Annotated in this window: 22 protein-coding genes; 17 read left to right on the top strand and 5 right to left on the bottom strand. The window is 54.1% G+C overall.

Annotated features, from left to right (window positions below):
* Positions 1–8 precede the first annotated feature (8 nt).
* The 4 genes from ACQG1K_RS13190 (at position 9) to ruvB (ending at position 3,019) form a co-directional block, all read left to right on the top strand.
* Positions 9–749, top strand: a complete 741-nt coding sequence (locus ACQG1K_RS13190; protein WP_003859747.1) for a YebC/PmpR family DNA-binding transcriptional regulator — start codon at positions 9–11, stop codon at positions 747–749.
* Between the two features lie 34 nt (positions 750–783).
* The gene (gene ruvC, locus ACQG1K_RS13185; RefSeq protein ID WP_014884319.1) at positions 784–1,305 is read left to right on the top strand and encodes a crossover junction endodeoxyribonuclease RuvC; all 522 of its coding nucleotides are present in this window, start codon (positions 784–786) and stop codon (positions 1,303–1,305) included.
* A gap of 80 nt (positions 1,306–1,385) precedes the next feature.
* Positions 1,386–2,000, top strand: a complete 615-nt coding sequence (ruvA, locus tag ACQG1K_RS13180) for a Holliday junction branch migration protein RuvA (RefSeq protein ID WP_022648487.1) — start codon at positions 1,386–1,388, stop codon at positions 1,998–2,000.
* 8 nt (positions 2,001–2,008) lie between these two features.
* Positions 2,009–3,019, top strand: a complete 1,011-nt coding sequence (gene ruvB, locus ACQG1K_RS13175) for a Holliday junction branch migration DNA helicase RuvB (protein ID WP_006811035.1) — start codon at positions 2,009–2,011, stop codon at positions 3,017–3,019.
* A 52-nt stretch (positions 3,020–3,071) separates the two neighbouring features.
* Here ruvB and znuB read toward each other — a convergent pair whose 3' ends face one another.
* Positions 3,072–3,857, bottom strand: a complete 786-nt coding sequence (gene znuB, locus ACQG1K_RS13170) for a zinc ABC transporter permease subunit ZnuB (RefSeq protein WP_022648485.1) — start codon at positions 3,855–3,857, stop codon at positions 3,072–3,074.
* Positions 3,854–4,609 (bottom strand): zinc ABC transporter ATP-binding protein ZnuC, encoded by a 756-nt coding sequence (znuC, locus tag ACQG1K_RS13165; protein WP_426720841.1) that lies wholly within the window; start codon positions 4,607–4,609, stop codon positions 3,854–3,856. The genes znuB and znuC overlap by 4 nt, the downstream gene beginning before the upstream one ends.
* 77 nt (positions 4,610–4,686) lie before the next feature.
* Between znuC and znuA the strand changes: the two genes are divergently transcribed.
* From znuA to lpxM, 3 genes are all read left to right on the top strand, one after another.
* Positions 4,687–5,631, top strand: a complete 945-nt coding sequence (znuA, locus tag ACQG1K_RS13160) for a zinc ABC transporter substrate-binding protein ZnuA (RefSeq protein ID WP_032622452.1) — start codon at positions 4,687–4,689, stop codon at positions 5,629–5,631.
* A gap of 15 nt (positions 5,632–5,646) precedes the next feature.
* Positions 5,647–6,966, top strand: a complete 1,320-nt coding sequence (gene mepM / locus ACQG1K_RS13155) for a murein DD-endopeptidase MepM (RefSeq protein ID WP_063146310.1) — start codon at positions 5,647–5,649, stop codon at positions 6,964–6,966.
* Between the two features lie 119 nt (positions 6,967–7,085).
* Positions 7,086–8,057: a lauroyl-Kdo(2)-lipid IV(A) myristoyltransferase gene (gene lpxM, locus ACQG1K_RS13150; protein ID WP_367074289.1), complete on the top strand. Its 972-nt coding sequence runs from the start codon at positions 7,086–7,088 to the stop codon at positions 8,055–8,057.
* A 43-nt stretch (positions 8,058–8,100) separates the two neighbouring features.
* Here lpxM and pyk read toward each other — a convergent pair whose 3' ends face one another.
* Both pyk and ACQG1K_RS13140 read right to left on the bottom strand, forming a co-directional pair.
* Positions 8,101–9,543 (bottom strand): pyruvate kinase, encoded by a 1,443-nt coding sequence (gene pyk, locus ACQG1K_RS13145; RefSeq protein ID WP_003859767.1) that lies wholly within the window; start codon positions 9,541–9,543, stop codon positions 8,101–8,103.
* Between the two features lie 114 nt (positions 9,544–9,657).
* A complete protein-coding gene (locus tag ACQG1K_RS13140; RefSeq protein ID WP_003859769.1) occupies positions 9,658–10,527 on the bottom strand; it encodes a MurR/RpiR family transcriptional regulator in 870 nt (289 codons plus the stop codon).
* A gap of 354 nt (positions 10,528–10,881) precedes the next feature.
* On the opposite strand from ACQG1K_RS13140, the gene zwf reads away from it, so the two are divergent.
* The 9 genes from zwf (at position 10,882) to ACQG1K_RS13095 (ending at position 23,163) form a co-directional block, all read left to right on the top strand.
* On the top strand, positions 10,882–12,357 hold the full coding sequence (gene zwf / locus ACQG1K_RS13135; RefSeq protein WP_022648481.1) for a glucose-6-phosphate dehydrogenase: 1,476 nt from the start codon (positions 10,882–10,884) through the stop codon (positions 12,355–12,357).
* A gap of 234 nt (positions 12,358–12,591) precedes the next feature.
* Positions 12,592–14,403, top strand: coding sequence for a phosphogluconate dehydratase (gene edd, locus ACQG1K_RS13130; protein WP_023300442.1), 1,812 nt, complete (start codon positions 12,592–12,594; stop codon positions 14,401–14,403).
* Positions 14,404–14,442: 39 nt separating this feature from the next.
* The gene (gene kdgA, locus ACQG1K_RS13125; RefSeq protein ID WP_367074292.1) at positions 14,443–15,084 is read left to right on the top strand and encodes a bifunctional 4-hydroxy-2-oxoglutarate aldolase/2-dehydro-3-deoxy-phosphogluconate aldolase; all 642 of its coding nucleotides are present in this window, start codon (positions 14,443–14,445) and stop codon (positions 15,082–15,084) included.
* A 338-nt stretch (positions 15,085–15,422) separates the two neighbouring features.
* Entirely contained in the window at positions 15,423–17,936 is a 2,514-nt protein-coding gene (locus ACQG1K_RS13120) for a DUF2345 domain-containing protein (protein WP_367074294.1), read from the top strand.
* Positions 17,933–20,047 (top strand): T6SS effector phospholipase Tle3 domain-containing protein, encoded by a 2,115-nt coding sequence (locus ACQG1K_RS13115; RefSeq protein ID WP_426720842.1) that lies wholly within the window; start codon positions 17,933–17,935, stop codon positions 20,045–20,047. The genes ACQG1K_RS13120 and ACQG1K_RS13115 overlap by 4 nt, the downstream gene beginning before the upstream one ends.
* 9 nt (positions 20,048–20,056) lie before the next feature.
* Positions 20,057–20,776, top strand: a complete 720-nt coding sequence (locus ACQG1K_RS13110; RefSeq protein ID WP_367074297.1) for a T6SS immunity protein Tli3 family protein — start codon at positions 20,057–20,059, stop codon at positions 20,774–20,776.
* A 3-nt stretch (positions 20,777–20,779) separates the two neighbouring features.
* The gene (locus ACQG1K_RS13105) at positions 20,780–21,499 is read left to right on the top strand and encodes a T6SS immunity protein Tli3 family protein (RefSeq protein WP_367074299.1); all 720 of its coding nucleotides are present in this window, start codon (positions 20,780–20,782) and stop codon (positions 21,497–21,499) included.
* Between the two features lie 12 nt (positions 21,500–21,511).
* Entirely contained in the window at positions 21,512–21,769 is a 258-nt protein-coding gene (locus ACQG1K_RS13100; RefSeq protein WP_022648473.1) for a PAAR domain-containing protein, read from the top strand.
* Complete coding sequence (locus ACQG1K_RS13095) at positions 21,769–23,163, top strand: hypothetical protein (protein WP_367074301.1); 1,395 nt, start codon at positions 21,769–21,771, stop codon at positions 23,161–23,163. Before ACQG1K_RS13100 ends, ACQG1K_RS13095 begins: the two co-directional genes overlap by 1 nt.
* A 61-nt stretch (positions 23,164–23,224) precedes the next feature.
* Here ACQG1K_RS13095 and purT read toward each other — a convergent pair whose 3' ends face one another.
* Positions 23,225–24,403 (bottom strand): formate-dependent phosphoribosylglycinamide formyltransferase, encoded by a 1,179-nt coding sequence (gene purT / locus ACQG1K_RS13090; protein ID WP_367074303.1) that lies wholly within the window; start codon positions 24,401–24,403, stop codon positions 23,225–23,227.
* A gap of 172 nt (positions 24,404–24,575) precedes the next feature.
* Here purT and ACQG1K_RS13085 point away from each other — a divergent pair, with 172 nt between their 5' ends.
* On the top strand, positions 24,576–25,226 hold the full coding sequence (locus ACQG1K_RS13085; protein ID WP_022648470.1) for a tellurite resistance TerB family protein: 651 nt from the start codon (positions 24,576–24,578) through the stop codon (positions 25,224–25,226).
* The last annotated feature ends 38 nt before the right edge of the window (positions 25,227–25,264 follow it).

The raw sequence follows: 25,264 nt of genomic DNA, 5'->3' as shown, positions 1-25,264 counted from the left end.
AACTTTTTATGGCAGGTCATAGTAAGTGGGCCAACACCAAACACCGTAAAGCGGCACAGGATGCCAAACGCGGTAAAATCTTTACCAAAATCATTCGTGAGCTGGTTACAGCGGCGCGTCTGGGTGGCGGCGATCCGGCCTCTAACCCACGACTGCGCGCGGCGGTGGATAAAGCCCTGTCCAACAACATGACGCGAGACACCCTGAACCGTGCAATCGCACGTGGCGTGGGCGGTGATGAAGACGCGAACATGGAAACCATCATTTATGAAGGTTACGGTCCTGGCGGTACGGCGGTGATGGTAGAGTGCCTGTCCGACAACCGTAACCGTACCGTTGCGGAAGTGCGCCACGCGTTCACCAAAACCGGTGGTAACCTGGGCACTGACGGTTCTGTAGCGTACCTGTTCAGCAAAAAAGGCGTCATCTCCTTCGAGAAAGGCGACGAAGATGCGATCATGGAAGCGGCGCTGGAAGCCGGTGCGGAAGACGTAGTGACCTACGACGACGGCGCTATCGATGTCTACACCGCATGGGAAGAGATGGGTGCCGTGCGCGATGCGCTGGAAGCGGCAGGTCTGAAAGCGGATAACGCTGAAGTGTCCATGATCCCTTCCACAAAAGCGGACATGGATGCAGAAACCGCACCGAAACTGCTGCGTCTGATCGACATGCTCGAAGACTGCGACGACGTGCAGGAAGTGTATCACAACGGTGAAATCTCTGATGAGGTTGCAGCGACTCTCTGATGAGAGCCTGTAAACCGTTTACGGGAGACGCGTGATGTCGATTATCCTCGGGATTGACCCCGGCTCACGCGTCACCGGGTATGGCGTTATCCGTCAGGTGGGACGCCAGCTAACCTACCTCGGCAGCGGCTGTATTCGTACCAAAGTGGACGATCTGCCGTCGCGCCTGAAGCTCATTTATGCGGGCGTGTCGGAGATCATCACCCAGTTTCAGCCGGACTTTTTCGCCATCGAGCAGGTCTTTATGGCGAAGAACGCTGACTCGGCGTTAAAGCTCGGGCAGGCGCGCGGCGTGGCGATAGTTGCCGCCGTGAACCAGGACCTGCCAGTGTTTGAATACGCGGCCCGTCAGGTTAAGCAGACGGTGGTGGGCATAGGTAGCGCGGAGAAAAGCCAGGTGCAGCACATGGTGCGTACCCTGCTGAAGCTCCCGGCGAACCCGCAGGCCGACGCCGCCGATGCGCTGGCCATTGCGATTACCCACTGCCACGTCAGCCAGAACGCGATGCAAATGAGCGAGTCGCGGCTCAATCTGGCGCGAGGCAGATTACGATAATGACAAATCAGGCTGGATGTTTATCCAGCCTTTTTTTATTATGTCGGCAGTTAATTTCATCCAGAACGCAGGAGCGTCACGTGATAGGCAGACTCAGAGGCATCATCATTGAAAAACAACCCCCGTTAGTGCTGCTGGAAGTGGGTGGCGTGGGCTATGAAGTCCATATGCCGATGACCTGCTTCTACGAGTTGCCGGAGGCGGGCAAAGAGGCGGTTGTCTTTACCCAGTTTGTGGTGCGTGAAGACGCTCAGCTGCTGTATGGATTCAATAACAAACAGGAACGCACCCTGTTCCGCGAATTAATCAAAACCAACGGCGTCGGGCCCAAGCTGGCGCTGGCGATTCTGTCCGGTATGTCAGCGCCACAGTTTGTGAATGCCGTTGAGCGCGAAGATCCGGCTGCGTTAATTAAACTTCCGGGCATCGGCAAGAAAACCGCCGAGCGCCTGATTGTCGAGATGAAGGACCGCTTTAAAGGTCTGCATGGCGATCTGTTCACCCCGGCGGCCGATCTGGTGCTGACTTCACCGGGCGGGCCAGCGACGGATGATGATGCCGAGCAGGAAGCGGTTGCCGCGCTGGTGGCGCTGGGCTATAAACCTCAGGAGGCCAGCCGTATGGTGAGTAAAGTTGCCAAACCGGATGCCAGCAGTGAAACTCTGATTCGTGAAGCGCTGCGCGCTGCATTGTGAGGTAAAGGATGATTGAAGCAGACCGCCTGGTATCGGCAGGCACCATTCAGCCAGATGACGTGGTGGATCGCGCGATCCGTCCAAAACTGCTGGATGAGTACATTGGCCAGCCGCAGGTTCGTTCTCAGATGGAGATTTTCATCCAGGCGGCAAAGCTGCGCGGCGATGCGCTCGATCACCTGCTGATTTTTGGTCCGCCGGGGTTAGGTAAAACCACCCTGGCGAATATCGTCGCCAACGAAATGGGCGTTAACCTGCGTACCACCTCCGGCCCGGTGCTGGAGAAAGCAGGGGACCTGGCGGCGATGCTGACCAACCTCGAACCGCATGACGTGCTGTTTATCGATGAAATCCACCGCCTGTCACCGGTGGTGGAGGAAGTGCTCTATCCGGCGATGGAGGATTACCAGCTGGATATCATGATCGGCGAAGGCCCGGCCGCGCGCTCGATCAAAATCGATCTGCCACCGTTTACTCTGATTGGTGCCACGACGCGAGCCGGCTCGCTGACCTCACCGCTACGTGACCGTTTTGGTATCGTGCAGCGTCTGGAGTTTTATCAGGTGCCCGATCTTCAGCATATTGTGGGTCGCAGCGCGCGCTACATGGGGCTGGATATGAGCGAAGAGGGAGCGTTTGAAGTGGCGAAACGTTCCCGCGGTACGCCGCGTATCGCCAACCGCCTGCTGCGTCGCGTGCGTGATTTTGCCGAGGTGAAGCACGATGGCACCATTTCGGCTGACATTGCTGCGCAGGCGCTGGATATGCTGAACGTTGATGCCGAAGGCTTTGACTATATGGACCGTAAGCTGCTGCTGGCGGTGCTGGATAAGTTCTTTGGCGGGCCGGTGGGGTTGGATAACCTGGCGGCGGCAATTGGCGAAGAGCGTGAGACTATCGAGGACGTGCTGGAGCCGTATCTAATCCAGCAGGGCTTCTTACAGCGTACCCCGCGTGGTCGTATGGCGACGGTGCGGGCGTGGAATCATTTCGGCATTACGCCGCCCGCGATGCCGTAAGTAGCGATTAATGGTAGCCCCGGTAAGCGAAGCGCCACCGGGGACATGCTGACTACTGCGCGGTCTTTTTCATCATACTGAAAATAAACAACACCGCCGCGCACAATACCACCGACGGCCCTGCTGGCGTGTCATAGAAAGCCGAGAAGGTTAAGCCGCCCGTCACCGCGATCATTCCGATAATCACCGCGATACCGGCCATTTGCTCCGGCGTACGCGCAAAACGACGCGCCGTGGCGGCAGGGATTATCAACAGCGACGTGATGATCAGCGCGCCAACAAATTTCATCGCCACCCCGATGGTTAACGCCGTCACCAGCATCAAGAGCAGCTTCACGCGCTGAAGCTTCACGCCGTCGACAAAGGCCAGATCGGGGCTGACGGTCATTGCCAGTAAATTCCGCCACTGCCACAGCAGGATCCCGAGCACCACCACCACGCCAATGGCAATCGAAATCAGATCTTCGGGCGTGACGGCCAGCAGATCGCCGAACAGATAGGCCATCAGGTCCACGCGGATGTTGGACATCAGGCTCACCACCACCAGGCCCAGCGACAGGGCGCTGTGCGCCATAATGCCGAGCAGGGTATCAATGGCCAGGTGAGGGCGTTTTTCCAGCCAGACCAGACCGGCGGCCAGCAGCAGCGTGACGACAATCACCGCATAAAAAGGGTTCACGTCCAGCAACAAACCAAACGCGACACCCAGCAATGACGCATGGGCCAGCGTATCGCCGAAATAGGACATTCTGCGCCAGACGACAAACGAGCCGAGTGGACCCGCGGCGCAGGCAAGCATAATCCCGGCCAGCCAGCCGGGCAATAACAGTTCAATCATGAGTGTCCATTTCCCCGACGCAGGACAATTCGTCCCTGTAAATCATGGCGGTGATTGTGATTATGGCGATAGATGCCCAGCTGTTCGGCGCCACGATGGCCAAACATGGAGATAAATTCGGGATGCATTGACACCACTTCCGGCGTGCCGGAACAACAGGTGTGATGGTTCAGGCACAGCACTTCGTCGGTTTTGGCCATTACCAGATGCAGATCATGGGAGACCATCAGCACCGCGCAGTTAAGCTCCCGACGGAGCTGGTCGATAAGATCGTACAGCGCAACCTGACCGTTGACGTCGACACCCTGCGTCGGCTCGTCCAGGACCAGCAGCTGAGGGCTGCTGAGCAGGGCGCGGGCAAGCAATACGCGCTGGGTTTCACCGCCCGACAGCTTTTGCAAAGGCGCCTCAACAAGATGTCCCGCCTGAACGCGTTTTAGCGCCGGTAGGATATCCGCTTTACGCGTACCGGGACGGAGACGCAGGAAGCGGCTCACCGTCAGGGGCAGGGTGGCATCAAGATGTAATTTTTGCGGCACATAGCCGATACGCAATTTGTCCTCGCGGACGATAACACCTGCGTCAGGGGCTACCAGGCCTAATACGACGCGCACCAGCGTCGATTTGCCTGCACCGTTAGGGCCGAGCAGCGTGAGTATTTTGCTGGGCTTCAGATTCAGCGACACGTCAGAAAGGACGCGGCGCTGGCCGAATGAGACCGAAACATTTTCAAGAGAAACTAAAGTCGTCATGTCAATTTAAGCTTGCAGAAGTCATCGAATGTTATAATATCACATTCCACGCATTCATTACGATGATTAGTCGCATTATGTTACAGAAAAATACGCTTCTTTTCGCAGCTTTATCCGCTGCTCTTTGGGGGACAACAGCACAAGATGTTAACGCTGCCGTTGTCGCTTCGCTTAAACCACTTGGCTTTATCGCCGCTGCCATCGCCGACGGTGTGACGGACACAGAGGTTCTTCTGCCTGACGGGGCCTCCGAGCATGATTATTCTCTGCGTCCGTCTGATGTAAAACGCTTACAGAACGCGGACTTAGTCGTCTGGATTGGTCCTGAGATGGAAGCGTTCATGCAGAAATCCGCTAAACAGGTCCCTGCGGAGAAACAGGTGACGATTGGTGAGCTGTCCGCTGTGAAACCGTTGCTGATGAAAGGGGCTGAGGACGAGGGCGACGAACACGACCACGACCATGCTCATGGCGAAAAAGGTGACGACCATCACCATCACGGTGAATACAACATGCATCTCTGGCTCTCCCCAGAGATAGCGCGGCTTACAGCGGTTGCAATCCACGACAAATTAGTGGAACTTATGCCGCAAAGTCGAATCAAACTCGACGCCAACCTGAAGGATTTTGAGGCTCAATTAGCCGCAACCGACAAACAGGTAGGTAACGAGCTCGCACCGCTTAAAGGAAAAGGGTACTTCGTTTTTCATGATGCCTACGGGTATTACGAGAAACATTACGGTCTGACCCCATTGGGGCATTTTACCGTCAACCCTGAAATTCAGCCTGGTGCGCAGCGTTTACATGAAATCAGAACACAGTTGGTTGAGCAAAAAGCGACATGCGTTTTTGCTGAGCCACAGTTCAGGCCAGCGGTCGTAGAAGCCGTGGCCAGGGGAACATCCGTGCGCATGGGAACCCTTGACCCGCTAGGTACGAACATCCAGTTGAGCAAAGCGAGCTATTCGCAGTTCCTCAGCCAACTGGCGAATCAGTATGCGAGCTGCCTGAAAGGAGATTAACGAGGAAGTGAATACGTGCAACAGATAGCCCGCTCTGTCGCCCTGGCATTTAACAATCTGCCTCGACCCCACCGCGTTATGCTGGGGTCGCTTACAGTTCTCACGTTAGCGGTCGCCGTCTGGCGGCCCTATGTTTACCACCCGAGTTCTGCCCCTATTATTAAAACCATCGAACTGGAGAAGAGCGAGATCCGCTCTCTGCTGCCTGAGGCCAGCGAGCCTATCGATCAGGCCGCACAGGAAGATGAAGCTATTCCCCAGGATGAGCTGGATGACAAGATCCAGAATGAAACCGGCATTCATGAATATGTTGTTTCTACTGGCGATACGCTGAGCAGCGTCCTGAACCAGTACGGTATCGACATGGGCAACATTAGCCAGCTTGCCGCATCCGATAAAGAGCTGCGTAACCTGAAAATTGGTCAGCAGCTTTCCTGGACCTTAACGCCCGACGGCGATCTGCAACGTCTGACCTGGGAGATGTCCCGTCGCGAAACCCGCACTTACGATCGCACCGCAAACGGTTTCAAAATGACCAGTGAAATGCAGCAGGGCGACTGGGTTAACAGCGTGATGAAAGGGACCGTCGGCGGCAGCTTTGTTTCCAGTGCCCGCGATGCTGGCCTGACCAGCGCTGAAATCAGCTCGGTGATCAAAGCCATGCAGTGGCAGATGGATTTCCGCAAACTGAAAAAAGGCGATCAGTTCTCTGTCCTGATGTCCCGCGAAATGCTGGACGGTAAGCGCGAGCAGAGCCAACTGGTGGGTGTTCGCTTGCGTTCAGACGGCAAAGACTACTACGCCATTCGCGCGGAAGACGGTAAGTTCTATGACCGCAGCGGTACGGGCCTGGCAAAAGGCTTCCTGCGTTTCCCAACGGCGAAACAGTTCCGTGTCTCCTCCAACTTTAACCCGCGTCGTCTGAACCCGGTAACGGGTCGCGTAGCGCCGCACCGTGGCGTTGACTTCGCCATGCCGCAGGGCACGCCAGTGCTGGCGGTAGGGGATGGTGAAGTGGTCATGGCGAAACGCAGTGGTGCTGCTGGCTATTACGTGGCTATTCGTCACGGTCGCACGTACACCACCCGCTACATGCACCTGCGTAAACTGCTGGTCAAACCGGGCCAGAAAGTGAAACGTGGCGATCGCATCGCGCTGTCCGGTAACACAGGCCGTTCGACGGGGCCGCACCTGCACTACGAAGTGTGGATCAACCAGCAGGCGGTTAACCCGCTGACGGCGAAACTGCCGCGCACCGAAGGGCTGACCGGGAAAGATCGCAAAGAATACCTGGCGCAGGTGAAAGAGGTGATGCCACAGCTGCGCTTCGACTAAGCTAACACCCTCAAAAATAAGCCGGCGTCAGTGTGCGCCGGCTTTTTCTTTTGTACGCGGACGGCTGCCTCGCTACACTATCTGAATATATTTTTGCGTCACCAGACCCTGGAACCCGCATGGAAACCAAAAAAAACAATATTGAGTACATTCCCGAGTTTGAAAAATCCTTTCGCCACCCGCGTAACTGGGGCGCCTGGCTTGGCGTATACGCGTTTGCTGGCATGGCGTTACTACCTGCTTCCCTCCGCGATCCGGTTCTTGGAAAAGTGGGGTGCCTGGCAGGGCGCTTAGGTAAAAGCGCACGCCGCCGGGCGCAAATAAACCTTCTGTACTGCTTCCCGGATAAAACCGACGTCGAACGCGAAGCAATCATTGATGACATGTATACCACCGCGCCACAGGCCATGGCGATGATGGCGGAACTGGCGCTGAAAGGGCCGGAAAAGATCGTCGACCGCGTTGACTGGAAAGGGCTGGAAATCATCGACGAGATGCGTCGCAATGATGAAAAAGTGATTTTCCTGGTGCCGCACGGTTGGGGGGTCGACATTCCGGCAATGTTAATGGCATCGCAGGGCCAGAAAATGGCGGCGATGTTCCATAATCAGGGAAACAAAATCTACGATTTCGTCTGGAATACCGTGCGCCGTCGCTTTGGCGGACGCCTGCACGCCCGTAACGATGGCATTAAGCCTTTCATTCAGTCGGTACGTCAGGGTTACTGGGGCTACTATCTGCCCGATCAGGATCACGGTCCTGAGCACAGCGAGTTTGTCGATTTCTTCGCGACCTATAAAGCTACGCTACCCGCGATTGGTCGCCTGATGAAAGTCTGCCGTGCCCGCGTGATCCCGCTGTTCCCGGTTTATGACGGTAAAACGCATCGCCTGAGCATTGAGGTACGTCCGCCGATGGACGATCTGCTGACCGCGGACGATCGCACCATTGCACGCCGCATGAATGAAGAGGTGGAAGTGCTGGTGGGGCCACATAAGGAGCAATATACGTGGATCCTGAAGTTGCTCAAAACGCGTAAACCTGGCGAAATAGAGCCGTACAAGCGTAAAGAGCTTTTCCCGAAGAAATAGGAAACCTTCACCCCTCTCCCCTTAGGGGAGAGGGGATCGGAGCTTACTCTACGGTCAGTACGCGGGTGGTATTGGTTGAGCCGATGGTGCTCATCACGTCACCTTGCGTCACGATAACGATATCACCGGATACCAGATAACCTTTGTCGCGCAGCAGGTTCACAGCATCGTGCGCGGCGGCCACACCGTCATTGGTGCTGTCGAAGTAGACTGGCGTCACGCCGCGATACAGCGCCGTCAGGTTCAGCGTACGCTCATGACGGGACATGGCGAAGATCGGCAGACCGGAGCTGATGCGAGACGTCATTAGCGCGGTACGGCCAGATTCGGTCATGGTGATGATCGCCGTGACCCCTTTCAGGTGGTTGGCTGCGTACATCGCGGACATCGCAATCGCTTCTTCCACATTGTCGAACTGGATATCCAGGCGGTGCTTGGAGACGTTAATGCTTGGGATCTTCTCCGCACCCAGGCAGACGCGCGCCATGGCGGCCACGGTTTCCGCCGGATACTGACCCGCAGCGGTTTCTGCTGACAGCATCACCGCGTCAGTACCATCCAGCACGGCGTTCGCCACGTCCATGACTTCCGCACGGGTTGGCATTGGGTTGGTGATCATGGATTCCATCATCTGGGTGGCGGTGATCACCGCGCGGTTCAGCTGACGCGCGCGACGGATCAGCGCTTTCTGGATACCGACCAGTTCAGGGTCGCCAATTTCCACGCCCAGATCACCACGGGCAACCATCACCACGTCAGACGCCAGGATCACGTCGTCCATCGCGTCCTGATCGCAGACCGCTTCAGCGCGTTCCACTTTCGCAACGATTTTCGCATCGCAGCCTGCATCACGCGCCAGGCGGCGAGCATAGTTCAGATCTTCGCCGCAGCGGGGGAAGGAGACGGCCAGATAATCCACGCCGATCTGCGCTGCGGTCACGATATCCGCTTTGTCTTTATCGGTCAGCGCTTCGGCAGACAGGCCACCGCCGAGTTTGTTGATGCCTTTGTTGTTGGAGAGCGGGCCGCCGACGGTCACTTCGGTGAACACCTTCATACCCTGAACTTCCAGCACTTTCAGCTGTACGCGTCCGTCGTCCAGCAGCAGGATGTCGCCAGGCACAACGTCAGCAGGCAGACCTTTGTAGTCGATACCCACTTTTTCCTTATCGCCTTCGCCTTTGCTCAGGTTGGCATCCAGCAGGAATTTATCGCCGATGTTGAGGAAGACTTTGCCTTCTTTAAAGGTCGATACGCGGATTTTTGGACCTTGCAGGTCACCGAGGATAGCAACATGGCGGCCCAGTTTAGCTGCGATTTCACGCACTTTGTCGGCACGTAATTTATGGTCTTCTGGCGTACCGTGAGAGAAGTTCATGCGCACCACGTTGGCACCCGCGGCGATAATCTTTTCGAGGTTATTATCGCGGTCGGTGGCCGGGCCTAGGGTGGTGACGATCTTGGTTCTGCGAAGCCTTCTGGACATGTAATACTCCGTTGACTGAAACAACTTTGGTGTTGCGTGAACATAGAATCGGCCTTCATCTATCGCAAGGCAGTAGCGAGGGGACCGAATGCCGTAAATCGTACATCGTCGTTATTAGGGAACATCGCTCTTTATAAGCAATTCTTTATCAAAACGCGATTCTTTCAGGGCTTCCTTGACCCGCTTCAAGTTATCCCGGAATTTTGCGCCCCGGCGTAAAGTAAAACCGGTCGCCAGCACGTCGATGACCGTCAGCTGCGCCAGGCGGGAGACCATCGGCATGTACATGTCGGTGTCTTCCGGTACGTCCAGGGTAATGGCGAGCGTTGCTTCCCGGGCCAGCGGCGTACCTGCCGTCGTCAGGGCGATGACCATCGCATCGTTGTCACGCGCGAGTTGCGCCAGCTCCACCTGGCTCTTGGTGCGGCCCGTATGGGAGATGAGTACCACGACATCATCTTCGCTACAATTCATACAGCTCATGCGTTGCAGCACAATGTCATCGGAGTAAATCACCGGCACGTTAAAGCGAAAGAACTTATTCATGGCGTCATGCGCCACGGCGGCGGACGAGCCAAGGCCAAAGAAGGCAATCCGTTTGGCCTGCGTAAGAAGATCGACAGCGCGATTCACTGAACTCATGTCCAGAGACTGGCGAACATGGTCGAGCGTGGCCATTGCCGATTCAAATATTTTTGCGGTGTAAGCATCGACGCTGTCGTCTTCATCTACATTGCGATTAACATACGGGGTACCGTTTGCCAGACTTTGTGCCAGATGCAGTTTAAAATCAGGAAAGCCGCGGGTGTCCAGACTACGACAGAATCGATTGACCGTCGGTTCGCTGACGCCCGATTCCTGTGCCAGAGCGGCGATGCTTGAATGAATCGCCTGAGCGGGCGCGGCGAGAATAACTTCGGCCACTTTGCGCTCGGATTTGCTAAGGTGTTCCAGTTGAAACTGGATTTTTTCCAGCATGTTCATTGTTAACAAGACGCTCATGAGGGCATAAACGATTTCATAGAGTTGAAACCTTGATTCGATTTAGCCGATATTACCCCCGGGACACCCGAAAGGGTAATTGTCGACAAGAAATGTTGTTGTTTTTTTTCATTACTTGATCGACGTCGGGTTTTGCTCTGCCCCTGTTGCGCAAAGAATCGACGTTTGTTGCGTCACCAGACGGGCGTAATGGCCCGCGCGACGAAAAATCACCGTATCGCACGCGTCGTTAAGCGCTAATGGTTTCAGGAAACGCGTAAAAGCAGTACAGTGCATTGTAATAAAATTACAACGATACCTGGCAGAGTACCAGGAGATCTAACTGAGGAGAATGACATGGCGGTAACGCAAACAGCCCAGGCATGTGACCTGGTCATTTTCGGCGCGAAAGGCGATCTTGCACGCCGAAAATTGCTGCCTTCCCTGTATCAGCTCGAAAAAGCGGGCCAGATCCATCCCGATACCCGAATTCTTGGGGTAGGGCGCGCCGACTGGGATAAGGAGGCTTATACCAAAGTCGTGCGCGAGGCGCTCGAAACCTTCATGAAAGAGAAAATCGATGAAAGCCTTTGGGATAAGCTGAGCGGGCGTCTCGATTTCTGCAATCTGGACGTCAACGATGTAAGCGCCTTTACCCGTCTGGGTGAAATGCTGGACCAGGAAAATCGCGTCACCATTAACTATTTCGCCATGCCGCCAAGCACCTTCGGCGCCATCTGCAAAGGTCTGGGCGAAGCGAAGCTGAACGCCAAACCGGCGCGCGTGGTGATGGAGAAGCCGCTGGGTACGTCGCTTGCAACCTCGCGTGAAATCAACGACCAGGTGGGCGAGTTCTTTGAGGAGTGTCAGGTTTACCGTATTGACCACTATCTGGGTAAAGAGACGGTTCTGAACCTGCTGGCGCTGCGTTTTGCCAACTCCCTGTTTGTGAACAACTGGGACAACCGCACTATCGACCACGTGGAAATTACCGTGGCGGAAGAAGTGGGCATCGAAGGCCGCTGGGGCTACTTCGACCAGGCCGGCCAGATGCGTGACATGATCCAGAACCACCTGCTGCAAATTCTGTGCATGATTGCCATGTCTCCACCGTCAGATCTGACGGCCGACAGCATTCGTGACGCCAAAGTGAAAGTGCTGAAATCACTGCGCCGTATTGACCGCTCCAACGTGCGTGAGAAAACCGTGCGCGGCCAGTACACCGCAGGTTTTGCCCAGGGGAAAAAAGTCCCTGGCTATCTGGAAGAAGAGGGCGCGAACAAGTCCAGCAACACCGAAACGTTTGTGGCGATCCGCGTGGATATCGACGACTGGCGCTGGGCCGGCGTGCCGTTCTACCTGCGTACCGGGAAACGTCTGCCGGCAAAATGCTCCGAAGTGGTGGTCTACTTCAAAAATCCGGAACTGAACCTGTTCAAAGAATCCTGGCAGGAACTGCCGCAGAACAAACTGACTATTCGTCTGCAACCGGATGAGGGTGTGGATATTCAGATCCTGAACAAAGTGCCGGGTCTTGATCACAAACACAACCTGCAAACCACCAAGCTCGACCTGAGTTACTCTGAAACTTTCAACCAGACGCATCTGGCCGATGCTTACGAGCGTCTGCTGCTGGAAACCATGCGTGGTATCCAGGCGCTGTTCGTCCGCCGCGATGAAGTGGAAGAGGCGTGGAAGTGGGTGGACTCAATCACCGAAGCGTGGGCAGCCGACCAGGACGCGCCAAAACCGTATCAGGCGGGAACATGGGGACCTGTCGCCTCCGTTGCGATGATCACCCGTGATGGCCGCTCCTGGAACGAGTTTGAATAACCCCCATCTTTAGCCCAAAGGTGTTATTTTACCGGTAACATGATCTAACACAGCAAGTGGCATAATTTTTAATCTTTTAAGCTCCGCGTGGATTCACCCGCGGAGCTTTTTTTATTACACTCCCTTCAGACATTTTGCCCCTGTGCTCCGGATATCAGGCGTTTCAGCGTTGTTAACAACCGTCAGAAACTGTGTAAACTCCCGAGCCTGGACAGATAAATTAGAGGAGCTTTTATGAATCCGACATTGTTACGCGTAACACAACGCATCGTTGAACGCTCGAAAGAGACCCGTGCTGCCTACCTTGCCCGCATCGAACAGGCGAAGAGTGAAACGGTCCATCGCTCACAGCTGGCCTGCGGGAATCTGGCCCACGGCTTTGCCGCCTGCCAGCCTGGTGATAAAGACGCGCTGAAAAGCATGCTGCGTAACAATATCGCCATCATTACTTCCTATAACGACATGCTTTCAGCCCACCAGCCGTATGAGGTTTACCCGTCTATCATCCGCAATGCGCTGCACAGCGTGAACGCGGTGGGCCAGGTTGCAGGCGGCGTGCCGGCCATGTGTGATGGCGTGACTCAGGGACAGGACGGTATGGAGCTGTCTCTGTTGAGCCGCGAAGTGATCGCCATGTCGGCGGCAGTGGGCCTCTCTCACAATATGTTTGATGGCGCGCTCTACCTGGGCGTATGCGACAAAATCGTCCCGGGACTGGTGATGGCCGCGCTGTCGTTTGGCCATCTGCCAGCGATTTTTGTGCCGTCAGGCCCGATGGCAAGCGGTCTGCCAAACAAGGAAAAAGTCCGTATCCGCCAGCTGTATGCCGAAGGAAAAGCGGACCGTCAGGCGCTGCTGGAAGCGGAAGCCGCGTCCTATCACGCGCCGGGCACCTGTACGTTCTACGGTACGGCCAACACCAACCAGATGGTGGTCGAGTTTATGGGGATGCAGCTACCGGGCTCGTCGTTCATCCAGCCGGATGCGCCACTGCGTAAAGCGCTGACCGAAGCCGCAGCCCGTCAGGTGACGCGTCTGACCGGTAACGGCAACGAGTGGATGCCAATGGGCAAAATGGTGGATGAAAAAGTCATCGTCAACGGGATTGTCGCCCTGCTGGCGACCGGCGGTTCAACCAACCATACCATGCACCTTGTCGCGATGGCGCGCGCGGCGGGCATTCTGATCAACTGGGATGACTTCTCCGAGATCTCTTCCGTGGTACCGCTGATGGCTCGTCTGTACCCGAACGGTCCGGCGGACATTAACCACTTCCAGGCCGCGGGCGGCGTGCCGGTGCTGATGCGCGAGCTGCTGAAAGGCGGCCTGCTGCATGAGGATGTCAACACGGTGGCGGGCTTTGGCCTGCATCGCTATACCCTTGAGCCGTGGCTGAACAACGGTGAGCTGGACTGGCGCGAGGGGGCGAGCAACTCGCTCGATCCTCAGGTTATCGCGACCTTCGAACAGCCGTTCTCTCCTCACGGCGGCACCAAAGTGCTGAGCGGTAACCTTGGGCGTGCCGTAATGAAAACTTCTGCCGTGCCGGAAGAGAATCAGGTTATCGAAGCCCCGGCGGTGGTGTTTGAAAGCCAGCACGACGTTTTACCTGCCTTCGACGCGGGTCTGCTTGATAAAGACTGCGTAGTCGTGGTGCGTCATCAGGGACCAAAAGCGAACGGGATGCCAGAATTACATAAACTTATGCCGCCGCTTGGTGTATTATTGGACCGCCGTTTCAAAATTGCGCTGGTGACCGATGGACGCCTCTCGGGGGCATCAGGTAAAGTGCCTTCAGCGATTCATGTCACCCCGGAAGCCTACGACGGCGGCCTGCTGGCGAAAGTCCATGATGGAGACATGATCCGCGTTAACGGTCAGACAGGCGAGTTAACCCTGCTGGTGGACGAAGCAGAGCTGGCGGCGCGTCAGCCACATATTCCTGACCTGAGCGCATCCCGAGTGGGTACCGGACGCGAGATGTTTGGTGCGTTGCGTGAGAAACTCTCCGGTGCGGAGCAGGGCGCAACCTGTATTACGTTTTAAGACGACTTGATTTTAACGATCTGGCGAGAGAAAACTCTGATGAAAAACTGGAAAACAAGTGCAGAAGCAATCCTGACTACTGGCCCTGTCGTGCCGGTTATTGTGGTAAACAAACTGGCGCACGCTGTCCCAATGGCGAAGGCGCTGGTTGCGGGTGGCGTTCGTGTTCTGGAAGTGACCCTGCGTACTGCCTGTGCGATGGATGCGATTCGCGCTATCGCCAAAGAAGTGCCGGAAGCGATCATCGGTGCTGGTACGGTTCTGAATGCGCAGCAGCTGGCGGAAGTGACCGAAGCGGGCGCACAGTTTGCCATCAGCCCGGGCCTGACCGAGCCGCTGCTGAAAGCCGCAACCGAAGGTTCTATTCCGCTGATCCCGGGTATCAGCACCGTTTCTGAACTGATGCTGGGTATGGACTACGGCCTGAAAGAGTTTAAATTCTTCCCGGCTGAAGCGAACGGCGGCACCAAAGCGTTGCAGGCGATTGCAGGCCCATTCTCCCAGGTGCGTTTCTGCCCAACGGGTGGCATCTCTCCGGCCAACTACCGCGACTACCTGGCGCTGAAAAGCGTGCTGTGCATCGGTGGCTCCTGGCTGGTTCCGGCGGATGCGCTGGAAGCAGGCGACTGGGATCGCATTACTAAACTGGCTCGCGAAGCGGTAGAAGGCGCGAAACAGTAACAAATGCTCAATGCATAAAGCAGGCCCTCTGGCCTGATGCTGGTCACTTTATGTGACCAGCATGTATAAGTTCTTCTTCTTCTTCCCACAAACATTTTTAATATCCCTAACCCCCAGGCGTATCATTCTTCATTATTAAATAATCCCTCACTTATATACTTGATGAATAATTCATTCTTAATTTATCTGTGATGAGATTGTCTGGGCTCTTTTTATTTATTTTGTGAATAATGTTACTTCCTTTGAGTCAATTCAACTTGAGGTTGGGTATTTTAATAGGAGAACGATAGGTGTATTGTTTTTAATAAACGGAACGTTTGTTAAAAGGATAGATAATAATGTCAGGGGAATCTGAGGTGGCTCAACGGCGGGACACGTTAAACAGATACTTATTGTATTTCCCGCGTAGCAAAAATGTTATTTCTGATGTTCATTCTTTTACAGGAAAAGAGATATTAAGCGAGCCTTATCGCTATACCATTCGCTTTACCAGTCCGGATCAAAACATTGCCATTAATGCTGTTCTTAATCAAAGGGCTGAGTTTATTCTGCGTGCACCCAATCTGGAAGCCTCATGGCATGGGCAAACCTCCTGGCTGCCGGTTCGCCAGATTAATGGCACGATCACCCAATTTTCCCGGCTGATGTCTTCAGGTGACGAAGCACTGTATGAATGCGTGCTGGAGCATGAGCTGGCGCTGCTGGATCAAAATTACCGTTCTGCGGTTTACATGAACATGACAGTCCCGGAGCTCGTTACAAAGCTGATGAAGGACAGTGGTCACTTTGACGGCTACAACATTGATTTTGAGCAACTGAGCCACAGCTATCCACGACGGGAAATGATCATTCAGTGGAAAGAAACCGATTTGCGGTTCATCCGTCGGCTGCTGGCAGAGATAGGGATCTGGTTCCGTTTTGAGAATCACAACAAAGTGAAAACGGAAACCGTCGTTATTTTTGGGGATTCTGCGCGTCGTTACAACTTCAGCGACAAACAGATGCCTTATGTCCGACATTCAGGCATGACCAGTTATAACGAATACATCACCGATCTGGAGGAGCAGCACGGCCTGATCCCAAAAAATGTGTTGGTTCGCACCTATAACTACCGTGACCCGCAATCGCCGCAGACGGATAAGACCATTAAAACGAGCGATATTCCCGAAGGTGTAACGACAGGCCAACACTATCACTATGCCGATCACTATCTTGCTGCGGGGGATTTTCACGGTGAAGAGGCGGAAACCGCCGCATTTTACGCTCGTCTGCGTTATGAACGCCTGTTGAACGGACAGAGTCTTCTGGGGGCGACAAACAGCGATCCCGAGCTTCAGCCAGGCATTATGTTTTATCCCTCAGGGCCTGTACCTGACGGGTTTAAGTCCGGGTTTGTGATAACTGCGATGATTATCCGCGGCAGCCGTGCTGAACACTATCGCGCCGTACTTTCTGGGATCCCCTATATCCACGGCTATAGCTTCCGTCCTGAATACATATCCCGGCCGGTGATAGCCGGAACGGTGCCCGCCAGAGTGATGGCTATCGGGGGAGATAAAACCTATGCCGGACTTGATGCGGTTGGACGCTACCGGGTTAAGTTCGATTTTGACCTTGATGAAAAACGGGTCGGATTTGAAAGCGCCCTGGTACGCCTCGGCAGGCCGTACGCCGGTGACACTTTTGGTATTCACTTTCCGTTGCTGGAGGGGACTGAAGTTGCCGTTGGTTTTGAAGGCGGCGACCCGGACAGACCTTTTATCGCCCATGTCATGCACGACGGCAGTCACCCGGATTTAGTCACAAACCGTAACGATACCCGAAACGTGATCCGCACGGCCGCGTTGAACAAGATCCGTCTTGAAGATCGTCGCGGGCAGGAACACATCAAAATCTCTACCGAGTACGGCAAAGGGCAAGTGAGTGTGGGCCACCTGGTTGATGCTGAGGGCAAAAAGCGCGGGGAAGGTGTGGAGGCTCGCACCGACGACTGGATGGCGCTGCGTGCTGCCAAAGGCGTGATGATCACCACGGAAGCACAGTCCCGCGCGGGGGGTAAGCAACTGGATATGACAGCGGCTATTGCACAACTCGAAAAGGCGTTATCGCTGGCGATGACCCTACAGCAAAGTGCGCTTACGGCAGGTGCGAGTAATGTGGAAACCGATCGGCAAAATGCGCTCAGCCAGACGCTGAGTCATCTCGCGGAGCCCGGTATTTTGGCATATGGAAAAAGTGGAATTGCGCAGGTTACGCCGGACAGCCTGCAATTGTCAGCCGGGAAAGACCTGATTGCCACAGCGGGCGGGAATGCCAGCGTGAATGTGGTGAAAAAATTCTCGTTGGCCGTAGGGGAAAAACTGTCGCTGTTTGCCCGCAAACTCGGCATCCAGATGATTGCCGGTGCGGGGGATATTACGACGCAGGCGCAGCGGGGCGAAATGCACATGCTGTCGCAGCAGGATTTCACGCTGACGAGCACCGCCGGGAAAATGAACGGCAGTGCCAGAATGGGAATGCAGTTTGTCTGCGGGGGCGGCGGGATCCGGATCAGCCCGACCGGACTGGTCACGATTTTCTCGCCGACGGGCATTGAGCTCAAAGCGCCGAGCCTGAAATACGACGGTCCGGAAAGTGTGTCGGTACCGACGCCATCCTTTGACAAAGGCGCCTTTAAACTTCGCTACAAACTGCACGCCTGCGATGATCCGGAGCAAATTCTGGCAAACAAAAAATTCAGGCTGACCAGTGCATCCGGTCAGGTGGTGGAAGGCGTGACGGACAGCTCCGGTCGTTCAACACTGCTCGATGCTGACGACCTCGACAGCTATAAAATGGAGATAATGGAATGACGGAGGCGAAGACAAAACCCTACGCTCCACGGGTGGTATCAGAAGGCGATATTCCGGTACACAAAACCCTGGGCGAAGTCGCCCAGACGCGCAACGTCGGGATACCGCGCCCGATGCCCGGCATTGTGATCCTCGTCCATGGCGTGAACGATGTGGGTGAAGCCTACCAGAATCAGGAGAAAGGTATACTTACCGGGCTGGGTAAGCGACTTAACCGGCAGGATTTTTACGCCCACGAATGGAAAGACTACGGAATTATTACTCCCGGGCGTTCTCCCATCATCCCGTTTTACTGGGGATATAAACCGGTTACGCATGCTGACTACCGGGCGGACCAGAAGCGCTACCGGGAGGAAGTCGGGAAGCTGAGTGACAATGCGCATCTTCCCTATGATGCGTACCAGGAAGATAACGAGACGAATAAAAAGTCGCTGGGTAATGACGGAAAAGGGCCGTTTCAGTACCAGAACGATAACTTTAAGAACGCACTTGATAAGAGTTTTGCCAAGGGGGGCGGGACCTTTGCCAACGCGACGACGACGATCCCGGATATGCTGGGGCCCGGCGCCGGTGGCTTCGGCGTTGCCGCTGCGGGATTTGCCTCGCTGCACTTCAATGATGGCGATTTTACCCATCCCATTTATGAAAACCCGCACCGCATTTACCAGTTTTTTGCCGCTCAACGGCTGGCGGATTTGATTTTAACTATCCGCCGAAATCCGGTCACAGCAAATGATGTTATCAACGTAGTGGCGCACAGTCAGGGCACTATCCTTACCATGCTGGCGAATATGTTGGTCAAACAAGAGGGATTAAAGCCTGTCAACTGTGTCATTCTTAATCACTCACCGTATTCTCTTAAGTCGCGCGTGGCTGAAAATATTCAGCCGGGTTATCAACAGACCGACGATGCCAGACAGCAGACATTTAAAAATTTCTGTCGCCTTATGCATACGCAATGGAAAGGTGGCGGGAAAATAGCAGAGAGCGAATTACTGGCTCTGGAGGCCTCCTGTACCCTGCGTAAACCTTCCGATAATCCGCTGCGAACGGATGACAGATATTGCCGAAGCAACGACGGTAAAGTGTATAACTACTTTTGCCCGAATGACGGCGTCGTGTCGCTGGAGAATGTGCAGGGGGTTGGCTGGCGGGGCATTCCTCAGAATATTGCCAGTGATATACCGAATCTGTTTCAGCGCGTGTTTTACCAGCATGGTGAAGTAGGAAAAATCCCTGACGCTAACCCCTTTGAGCTACCATCGCGAAATGAGGGGGATGCAAAATATGCCTTTCTCACGAACGCCAGTTACAGCGCTCGCGATGTGTTGATAAACGGTGAGGAGTTACCGGAACCTTTTATTTTCAAACTCCAGGGGGAGGATAATCACCCGGATAACGATCCTAAAACCAGTGATAAACCGTATACCTATTATGTCGATCCGGACAGCCCGGATGCCTACATTTCCTATTCCGCCAAAGCCAGCGCCATTAAGCGCACGGTAACGACAACCTTTGCTGTGAACCGCTATCAAAATATTGGCTGGCAGCCTGGTCACGTTTTATCTGCTTCAGAGCTTAAAGAAGAGAGTTTTGAACGCAAGCATGAAGTTATTTATGGTGAGGTGTCAGGTTCGCGTGATTTTCAGTTAGTTACCCTTACCTGGAAGAAAACACCGGAAGAACTGCAAGCGGAATGGCAGAAAATCGACCCGGTAGGCTACAGCCAGCACTCCTCTATTGTGATGAGCGAATTTGTGCCATCGCACGCTATGGCGTTTGATTTGGCTATTGGGCAGTGCAAATCATTCGATTATCAGGCGGGGAAATTTTGGGAAGGGTTGCTACATCGTGCGGACTGGCGCGATCCGCAGAACGGTTATCAATTTGCGAAAGATTATTACAAAACGGGACGACTCAATGAGCAGTTTACAAAGAACTACATGAACAAACCTGACGAGGTTTTACCGACAGGAGTATTTGGGGTAAAGAACCACTTTAACAATTCCACAATGGTTAAACCGTCCCGCGATCTGGCTGTTGGAAATCAGGAAATAGCAAACCTGCAATGGGATATGCCGAAACCCAAGAGTGAGAGTCAGCTGGCTTAAGGATTGAGCATGAAAAAATTATGTGTGGGTCTGTCAGCAGCAGTATTGGTGCTGGCGACCGGATGCCAGGCGAAAGAACCGCCGACACAGGTTGTTTATCGGTTCGATGATCATCGTTATCTCGAACTGAAAGGCTGGGATTGCGAAGGTGAACTCTGGTTTAGCGATATTAAGAAAGGTATCCATTCACAGATTGCCAGTCAGTTTTATCGAATCTTCACCAAAAAATTCGTGCATCCTTCAGAGCACTATCTTGCTATTCCGTGGTGGGGAAATGTTACTGGTGGTTTTTCAGTATCAAAAGACTATGGGAAAACGTGGGAAAGAGGTGGTGCATCTATGTCATCAGGGAGCAATGAACCTGATGGAAGTAACGCTCCTTATTATGATGATGTTATATCTTTCACCGTCGTCAGCGATCAGGGCTTTTTACTGACCAAACACCGGCTGTATATGTCGTCAAAACCATTTGAAGACCCGCGCATTCTGCCCGGCGGGCCGGGGATTGCCTATACCGTGGATGACGGAATGGGAAACAAAGTCAGCGGGAAGCTGGAACCCGGTTCTTCTGGTCCTGCTTGGGGGCTGGATTACATCACCAAAGAAGGTCTGCACGAAGATATAGCTCAATTTAAGACAAACTATCAGGACCTACCCGACAGCGTACCCGACGTGAAAGGCTATACCGGCTGGGATCATATGCGCTGTGATATGGATGCGGGGCGATAACTGATGAAAGGATTATGTACCGTTCTCGCAGCTACTTCCGTTGTGCTGGCAACCGGATGCCAGGCGAAAGAACCGCCCACACAGGTTGTTTACCGGTTCGATGATCATCGTTATCTCGAACTGAAAGGCTGGGATTGCGAAGGTGAACTTTGGTTTAGCGATACTAAGAAAGGTATCCATTCACAAATTGCCAGTCAGTTTTATCGAATCTTCACCAAAAAATTCGTGCATCCTTCAGAGCACTATCTTGCTATTCCGTGGTGGGGAAATGTTACTGGTGGTTTTTCAGTATCAAAAGACTATGGGAAAACGTGGGAAAGAGGTGGTGCATCTATGTCACCAGGGAGCAATGAACCTGATGGAGGTAACGCTCCTTATTATGATGATGTCATATCTTTCACCGTCGTCAACGATCAGGGCTTTCTACTCACCAAGCACCGGCTGTACATGTCGTCAAAACCATTTGAAGACCCGCGCATTCTGCCCGGTGGGCCGGGGATTGCCTATACCGTGGATGACGGAATGGGAAATAAAGTAAGCGATACGCTGGACCCCCGTTTCCCTGGCTGGGCCTGGGGAATGGTCTATATGACTAAGCAGGGGCTTAAGCACAGCACGCAGCAATTTAAGGCTAACTGGCAAGATTTACCCGACAGCGTACCCGAAGTGAAGGAGTACACCGGCTGGGATCATATGCGCTGTGATATGGATGCGGGAAAATAGGGAGATAAAGCGATGAAAGGCGTCATTAGGTTAAACGATCCGCTGATAAGCGGAGGAAAAGTCACTAAGGCCTCTGGGGCAGACTTTATGGGTCAGCCCGTGGCCTTGAAAGATGATCTTGTGCAGTGTCCGCTCCATAAAGGGACGTTCCCAATCACTGAATGTCACCCAACCTGGACCATGCATGGCCGTGGGGTTGTGGTAGATGGCTGTCGCGCGGCGTGTGGATGTGAAATCAAAAGTACCTTACCTGTGGCGGGAGCTTCGTAATGCGCGCGTGGTGGTTATACAAAAAACAGCCAGACCCGGATTCCACTCTGCCAGTCGTCATGATTGTTTTCCTCTATGTGATAGCCGTCGCAATGGGCCTCGCGATCCGGGCTCTAACCTGGCCTGAACAGGAACACGTTACGGCTCTCTTTTTTGTGCCTTCAGTTATTCTGCCCATCTGTGTTGTGTCGTTGTTAGTTTTTACAAGTTTCATATTTCATGACGCCAACATTCATTATGCTGAAACCCGAAAATTCATAGCAAAAGAGCAGGAGATTAATTTAAAGGCGTATGCGCGGAAAAATATGGCTATCGCAGCATGGTCTTCAATAACCCCCCTGGAGCAACCCGCGCTGAATATGTTGAAACTGGAAGGCGAATTTCCGCTGGCACCGAAAACGCCGGTTAACATTCAGTTGGAAGATCGCTTCGACCAGACCAGGAATGAACAGATGTTTTACCGCTTACTGGACCCGATGGCAGAAAAATTGAAGGGCTATAACTACCGTATTTTTGAAACCGTTGTCTGGGTTCGCGGAGGGAGCGGATCCTGCATTGATGAACTGAGACGCACTCTGGAGCGGTTGGGTATTGAAACGGCCAGCACGTGTAAAATTGAGTACAGCACAGAATGCCCTGACTACGCGATCGTTAGCCAATGGATGAACTTATCTGATTACAAAGTTGAAAACCGACTGATTGTTATCGTTCATTTACATGAAGAAAGCGGCGAATCAAAGAGCATGGAAAATGCATGTGCATTCCTGCTGACCAGTCATTATGTCCGGGAGGAGGGCGAAAAACCGGTATATTTATATCAGCCTATGTCTGATGTGACCGATGTAGAGGACAACATGGCGGTCTTCCTTGAGACGGGTTCGGTACTTACGCCGAAAAATCTCTGGTATACCGGGCTGTCCCGTATTGAAAAATATCCATTAATGCAGGCACTGGACAAAAAAGCGCTCACGGTGGAACGGCTGGATATCGATGCCTCTCTGGGCGCAAAGAGTGCCGGGTATCGGTGGCTGGCTCTGGCATTTGCGGCGGATGCGGTAAAATATGCCCAGGGGGAGCAACTGGTAGCATATTCAGACAAAAACAAATTTTGTATTACTGCGCTTTCCTCCATGAAGACAGCTATCCCAAATAAACTTACCTGGTGTAACTGGAGTAATCCCCTTTATCCTGCGGGGATGGCGGCTTTATTCTGCGTGTTATCCCTCATTGCCTATCGTATCAGTTTACTGGCGCAAAACGATCCGCCAGCAATCTGGGAACTGATTGCGAGCATAATCATTCCCTTCGTTATTTTTATAGGCCTCGGTAGTTTTGTTTTCATCTCGAAAACGAATGAAGCCTACGAGGACATGGAATACGAATGGAAGCGATAGAAACGAAACAACGTTAATCATGCTATGTGGCTGGTCGCTTACTTGACCAGCCTTTAGTTATTTACCCTGTCACTTTCACCGCAGTGGCCGCTTTTTTCGCTCTCGCGACGGCTTCGTCCACGTTTTCCCCGGTCGCTAATGCCACGCCCAGACGACGGGCTCCGTCGATCTCCGGTTTGCCGAACAGCCGAACCTGCAAGCCTGCGCCTACCGCACCTTCGACGTTGTCAAAGGTGACATTCTGGCTGGTCAGCTGCGGCAGGATCACCGCCGAGGCTGCCGGGCCGTACTGACGGATGCCGCCAACCGGCAGGTCGAGGAAAGCACGTACGTGCAGCGCGAACTCAGAGAGATCCTGCGAAATCAGCGTGACCATCCCGGTATCGTGCGGGCGAGGGGAGACTTCACTGAAGATCACCTCGTCGCCGCAAACAAACAACTCCACGCCGAACAGGCCGTAGCCGCCCAGCGCCAGCACCGTTTTGCGGGCGATCTCCTGCGCGCGTGCCAGCGCCAGCGCGCTCATCTGCTGCGGCTGCCAGGATTCGCGATAATCGCCGTCTTCCTGGCGATGACCAATCGGGTCGCAGAAATAAACGCCATCCACGGCGCTGACGGTGAGCAGGGTAATTTCAAAATCAAATTTCACCACGCCTTCTACGATGACGCGCCCGGCACCGGCACGGCCGCCCTGCTGGGCATAGTCCCAGGCTTTGTCCAGCGTGCTGCTGTCGCGGATAAAGCTCTGCCCTTTGCCAGAGGAGCTCATTACCGGCTTAATGATGCACGGGTAGCCAATCTCCTCTACGGCCTGGAGAAACGCAGCTTTATCCCCGGCAAAACGGTAGCTGGAGGTCGGGAGCTGTAATTCTTCTGCCGCCAGGCGACGAATGCCTTCCCGGTTCATGGTCAGTTTTGCCGCTGTGGCACAGGGCACCACGCGCTGGCCTTCCTGTTCAAGGGCAACCAACATCTCAGTGGCAATGGCCTCAATTTCAGGTACCACGAAATCCGGTTTTTCGTCGGCAATTAACGCCCGCAGGGCATTACCGTCAAGCATATCGATGACGTGCGAGCGATGCGCGACGTGCATGGCGGGCGCATTCGCATAACGGTCCACCGCAATCACTTCCACACCCAAACGCTGGCATTCAATGGCCACTTCTTTACCCAGTTCACCCGATCCCAACAGCATGACGCGCGTCGCGGCAGGACGCAGCGCAGTTCCTAAACGAGTCATAAAAATCCCCCTGAAAAAGATGCAGGCAGTATAAACGAAAACGTTTGCGTCTGTCTTGTATAGGGATAACCCGGACAGGGGAGAAATTTGCGCTTCTTTAGCACTGACAGACATTTCCTGACACCCGCTCGCTTAGGCTGTGAAGGTTACGCACTGTTACGTGAGGAAAAATATGTCAGGCTGGATGAATCAACTGCAATCCCTGTTGGGACAAAAAGGCTCGTCGTCCGGCGAGCAGGGTCTGAGCAAGCTGCTTGTGCCGGGTGCGCTCGGCGGGCTGGCCGGTTTGCTGGTTGCCAATAAATCATCGCGGAAACTGCTTACCAAATACGGTACCGGCGCGCTGCTGGCGGGCGGAGGGGCTATTGCAGGCTCCGTCTTATGGAACAAATACAAAGACAAGGTGCGCAACGCGCATCAGGATGAACCGCAGTACGGGAAGCAGGTATCGCCGTTAGATTTACGCACCGAGCGTCTGATCCTCGCCCTGGTCTTTGCAGCCAAGAGCGACGGGCATATTGATGCCAGTGAACGTGCCGCAATTGAACAGCAGATGCGGGAAGCGGGCGTTGAGGAGCAGGGCAGGGCGCTGGTGGCGCAGGCCATCGAACAGCCGCTCGATCCGCAGCGTCTGGCGCAAAGCGTGAAAAACGAAGAAGAGGCACTGGAACTCTATTTTCTGAGCTGTGCTGCCATCGATATCGATCACTTTATGGAGCGCAGCTACCTGAACGCCCTGGGTGATGCGCTGAAGATCCCACAGGACGTTCGTGAGGGAATTGAGCAGGATATTCAGCAGCAGAAGCAGACCCTCGCGGGCTAGAAGGCCATGTTTCGCTTGCATCATACGCGTGTTTTGCC

Source organism: Enterobacter cloacae complex sp. 402C9 (assembly GCF_050030745.1).
In the GTDB taxonomy this organism is placed as follows: Bacteria; Pseudomonadota; Gammaproteobacteria; order Enterobacterales; family Enterobacteriaceae; genus Enterobacter; species Enterobacter intestinihominis.
Note: the sequence above shows the minus strand (reverse complement) of the source record. Positions and strands in the feature narration are given on the sequence as shown.

Coding starts and splice junctions, on each gene's coding strand:
- ACQG1K_RS13190 (WP_003859747.1), top strand. CDS start 9: ATGGCAGGTCATAGTAAGTGGGCCAACACCAAACACCGTAAAGCGGCA.
- ruvC (WP_014884319.1), top strand. CDS start 784: ATGTCGATTATCCTCGGGATTGACCCCGGCTCACGCGTCACCGGGTAT.
- ruvB (WP_006811035.1), top strand. CDS start 2,009: ATGATTGAAGCAGACCGCCTGGTATCGGCAGGCACCATTCAGCCAGAT.
- znuB (WP_022648485.1), bottom strand. CDS start 3,857: ATGATTGAACTGTTATTGCCCGGCTGGCTGGCCGGGATTATGCTTGCC.
- znuC (WP_426720841.1), bottom strand. CDS start 4,609: ATGACGACTTTAGTTTCTCTTGAAAATGTTTCGGTCTCATTCGGCCAG.
- znuA (WP_032622452.1), top strand. CDS start 4,687: ATGTTACAGAAAAATACGCTTCTTTTCGCAGCTTTATCCGCTGCTCTT.
- lpxM (WP_367074289.1), top strand. CDS start 7,086: ATGGAAACCAAAAAAAACAATATTGAGTACATTCCCGAGTTTGAAAAA.
- pyk (WP_003859767.1), bottom strand. CDS start 9,543: ATGTCCAGAAGGCTTCGCAGAACCAAGATCGTCACCACCCTAGGCCCG.
- ACQG1K_RS13140 (WP_003859769.1), bottom strand. CDS start 10,527: ATGAACATGCTGGAAAAAATCCAGTTTCAACTGGAACACCTTAGCAAA.
- zwf (WP_022648481.1), top strand. CDS start 10,882: ATGGCGGTAACGCAAACAGCCCAGGCATGTGACCTGGTCATTTTCGGC.
- edd (WP_023300442.1), top strand. CDS start 12,592: ATGAATCCGACATTGTTACGCGTAACACAACGCATCGTTGAACGCTCG.
- kdgA (WP_367074292.1), top strand. CDS start 14,443: ATGAAAAACTGGAAAACAAGTGCAGAAGCAATCCTGACTACTGGCCCT.
- ACQG1K_RS13120 (WP_367074294.1), top strand. CDS start 15,423: ATGTCAGGGGAATCTGAGGTGGCTCAACGGCGGGACACGTTAAACAGA.
- ACQG1K_RS13115 (WP_426720842.1), top strand. CDS start 17,933: ATGACGGAGGCGAAGACAAAACCCTACGCTCCACGGGTGGTATCAGAA.
- ACQG1K_RS13110 (WP_367074297.1), top strand. CDS start 20,057: ATGAAAAAATTATGTGTGGGTCTGTCAGCAGCAGTATTGGTGCTGGCG.
- ACQG1K_RS13105 (WP_367074299.1), top strand. CDS start 20,780: ATGAAAGGATTATGTACCGTTCTCGCAGCTACTTCCGTTGTGCTGGCA.
- ACQG1K_RS13100 (WP_022648473.1), top strand. CDS start 21,512: ATGAAAGGCGTCATTAGGTTAAACGATCCGCTGATAAGCGGAGGAAAA.
- ACQG1K_RS13095 (WP_367074301.1), top strand. CDS start 21,769: ATGCGCGCGTGGTGGTTATACAAAAAACAGCCAGACCCGGATTCCACT.
- purT (WP_367074303.1), bottom strand. CDS start 24,403: ATGACTCGTTTAGGAACTGCGCTGCGTCCTGCCGCGACGCGCGTCATG.
- ACQG1K_RS13085 (WP_022648470.1), top strand. CDS start 24,576: ATGTCAGGCTGGATGAATCAACTGCAATCCCTGTTGGGACAAAAAGGC.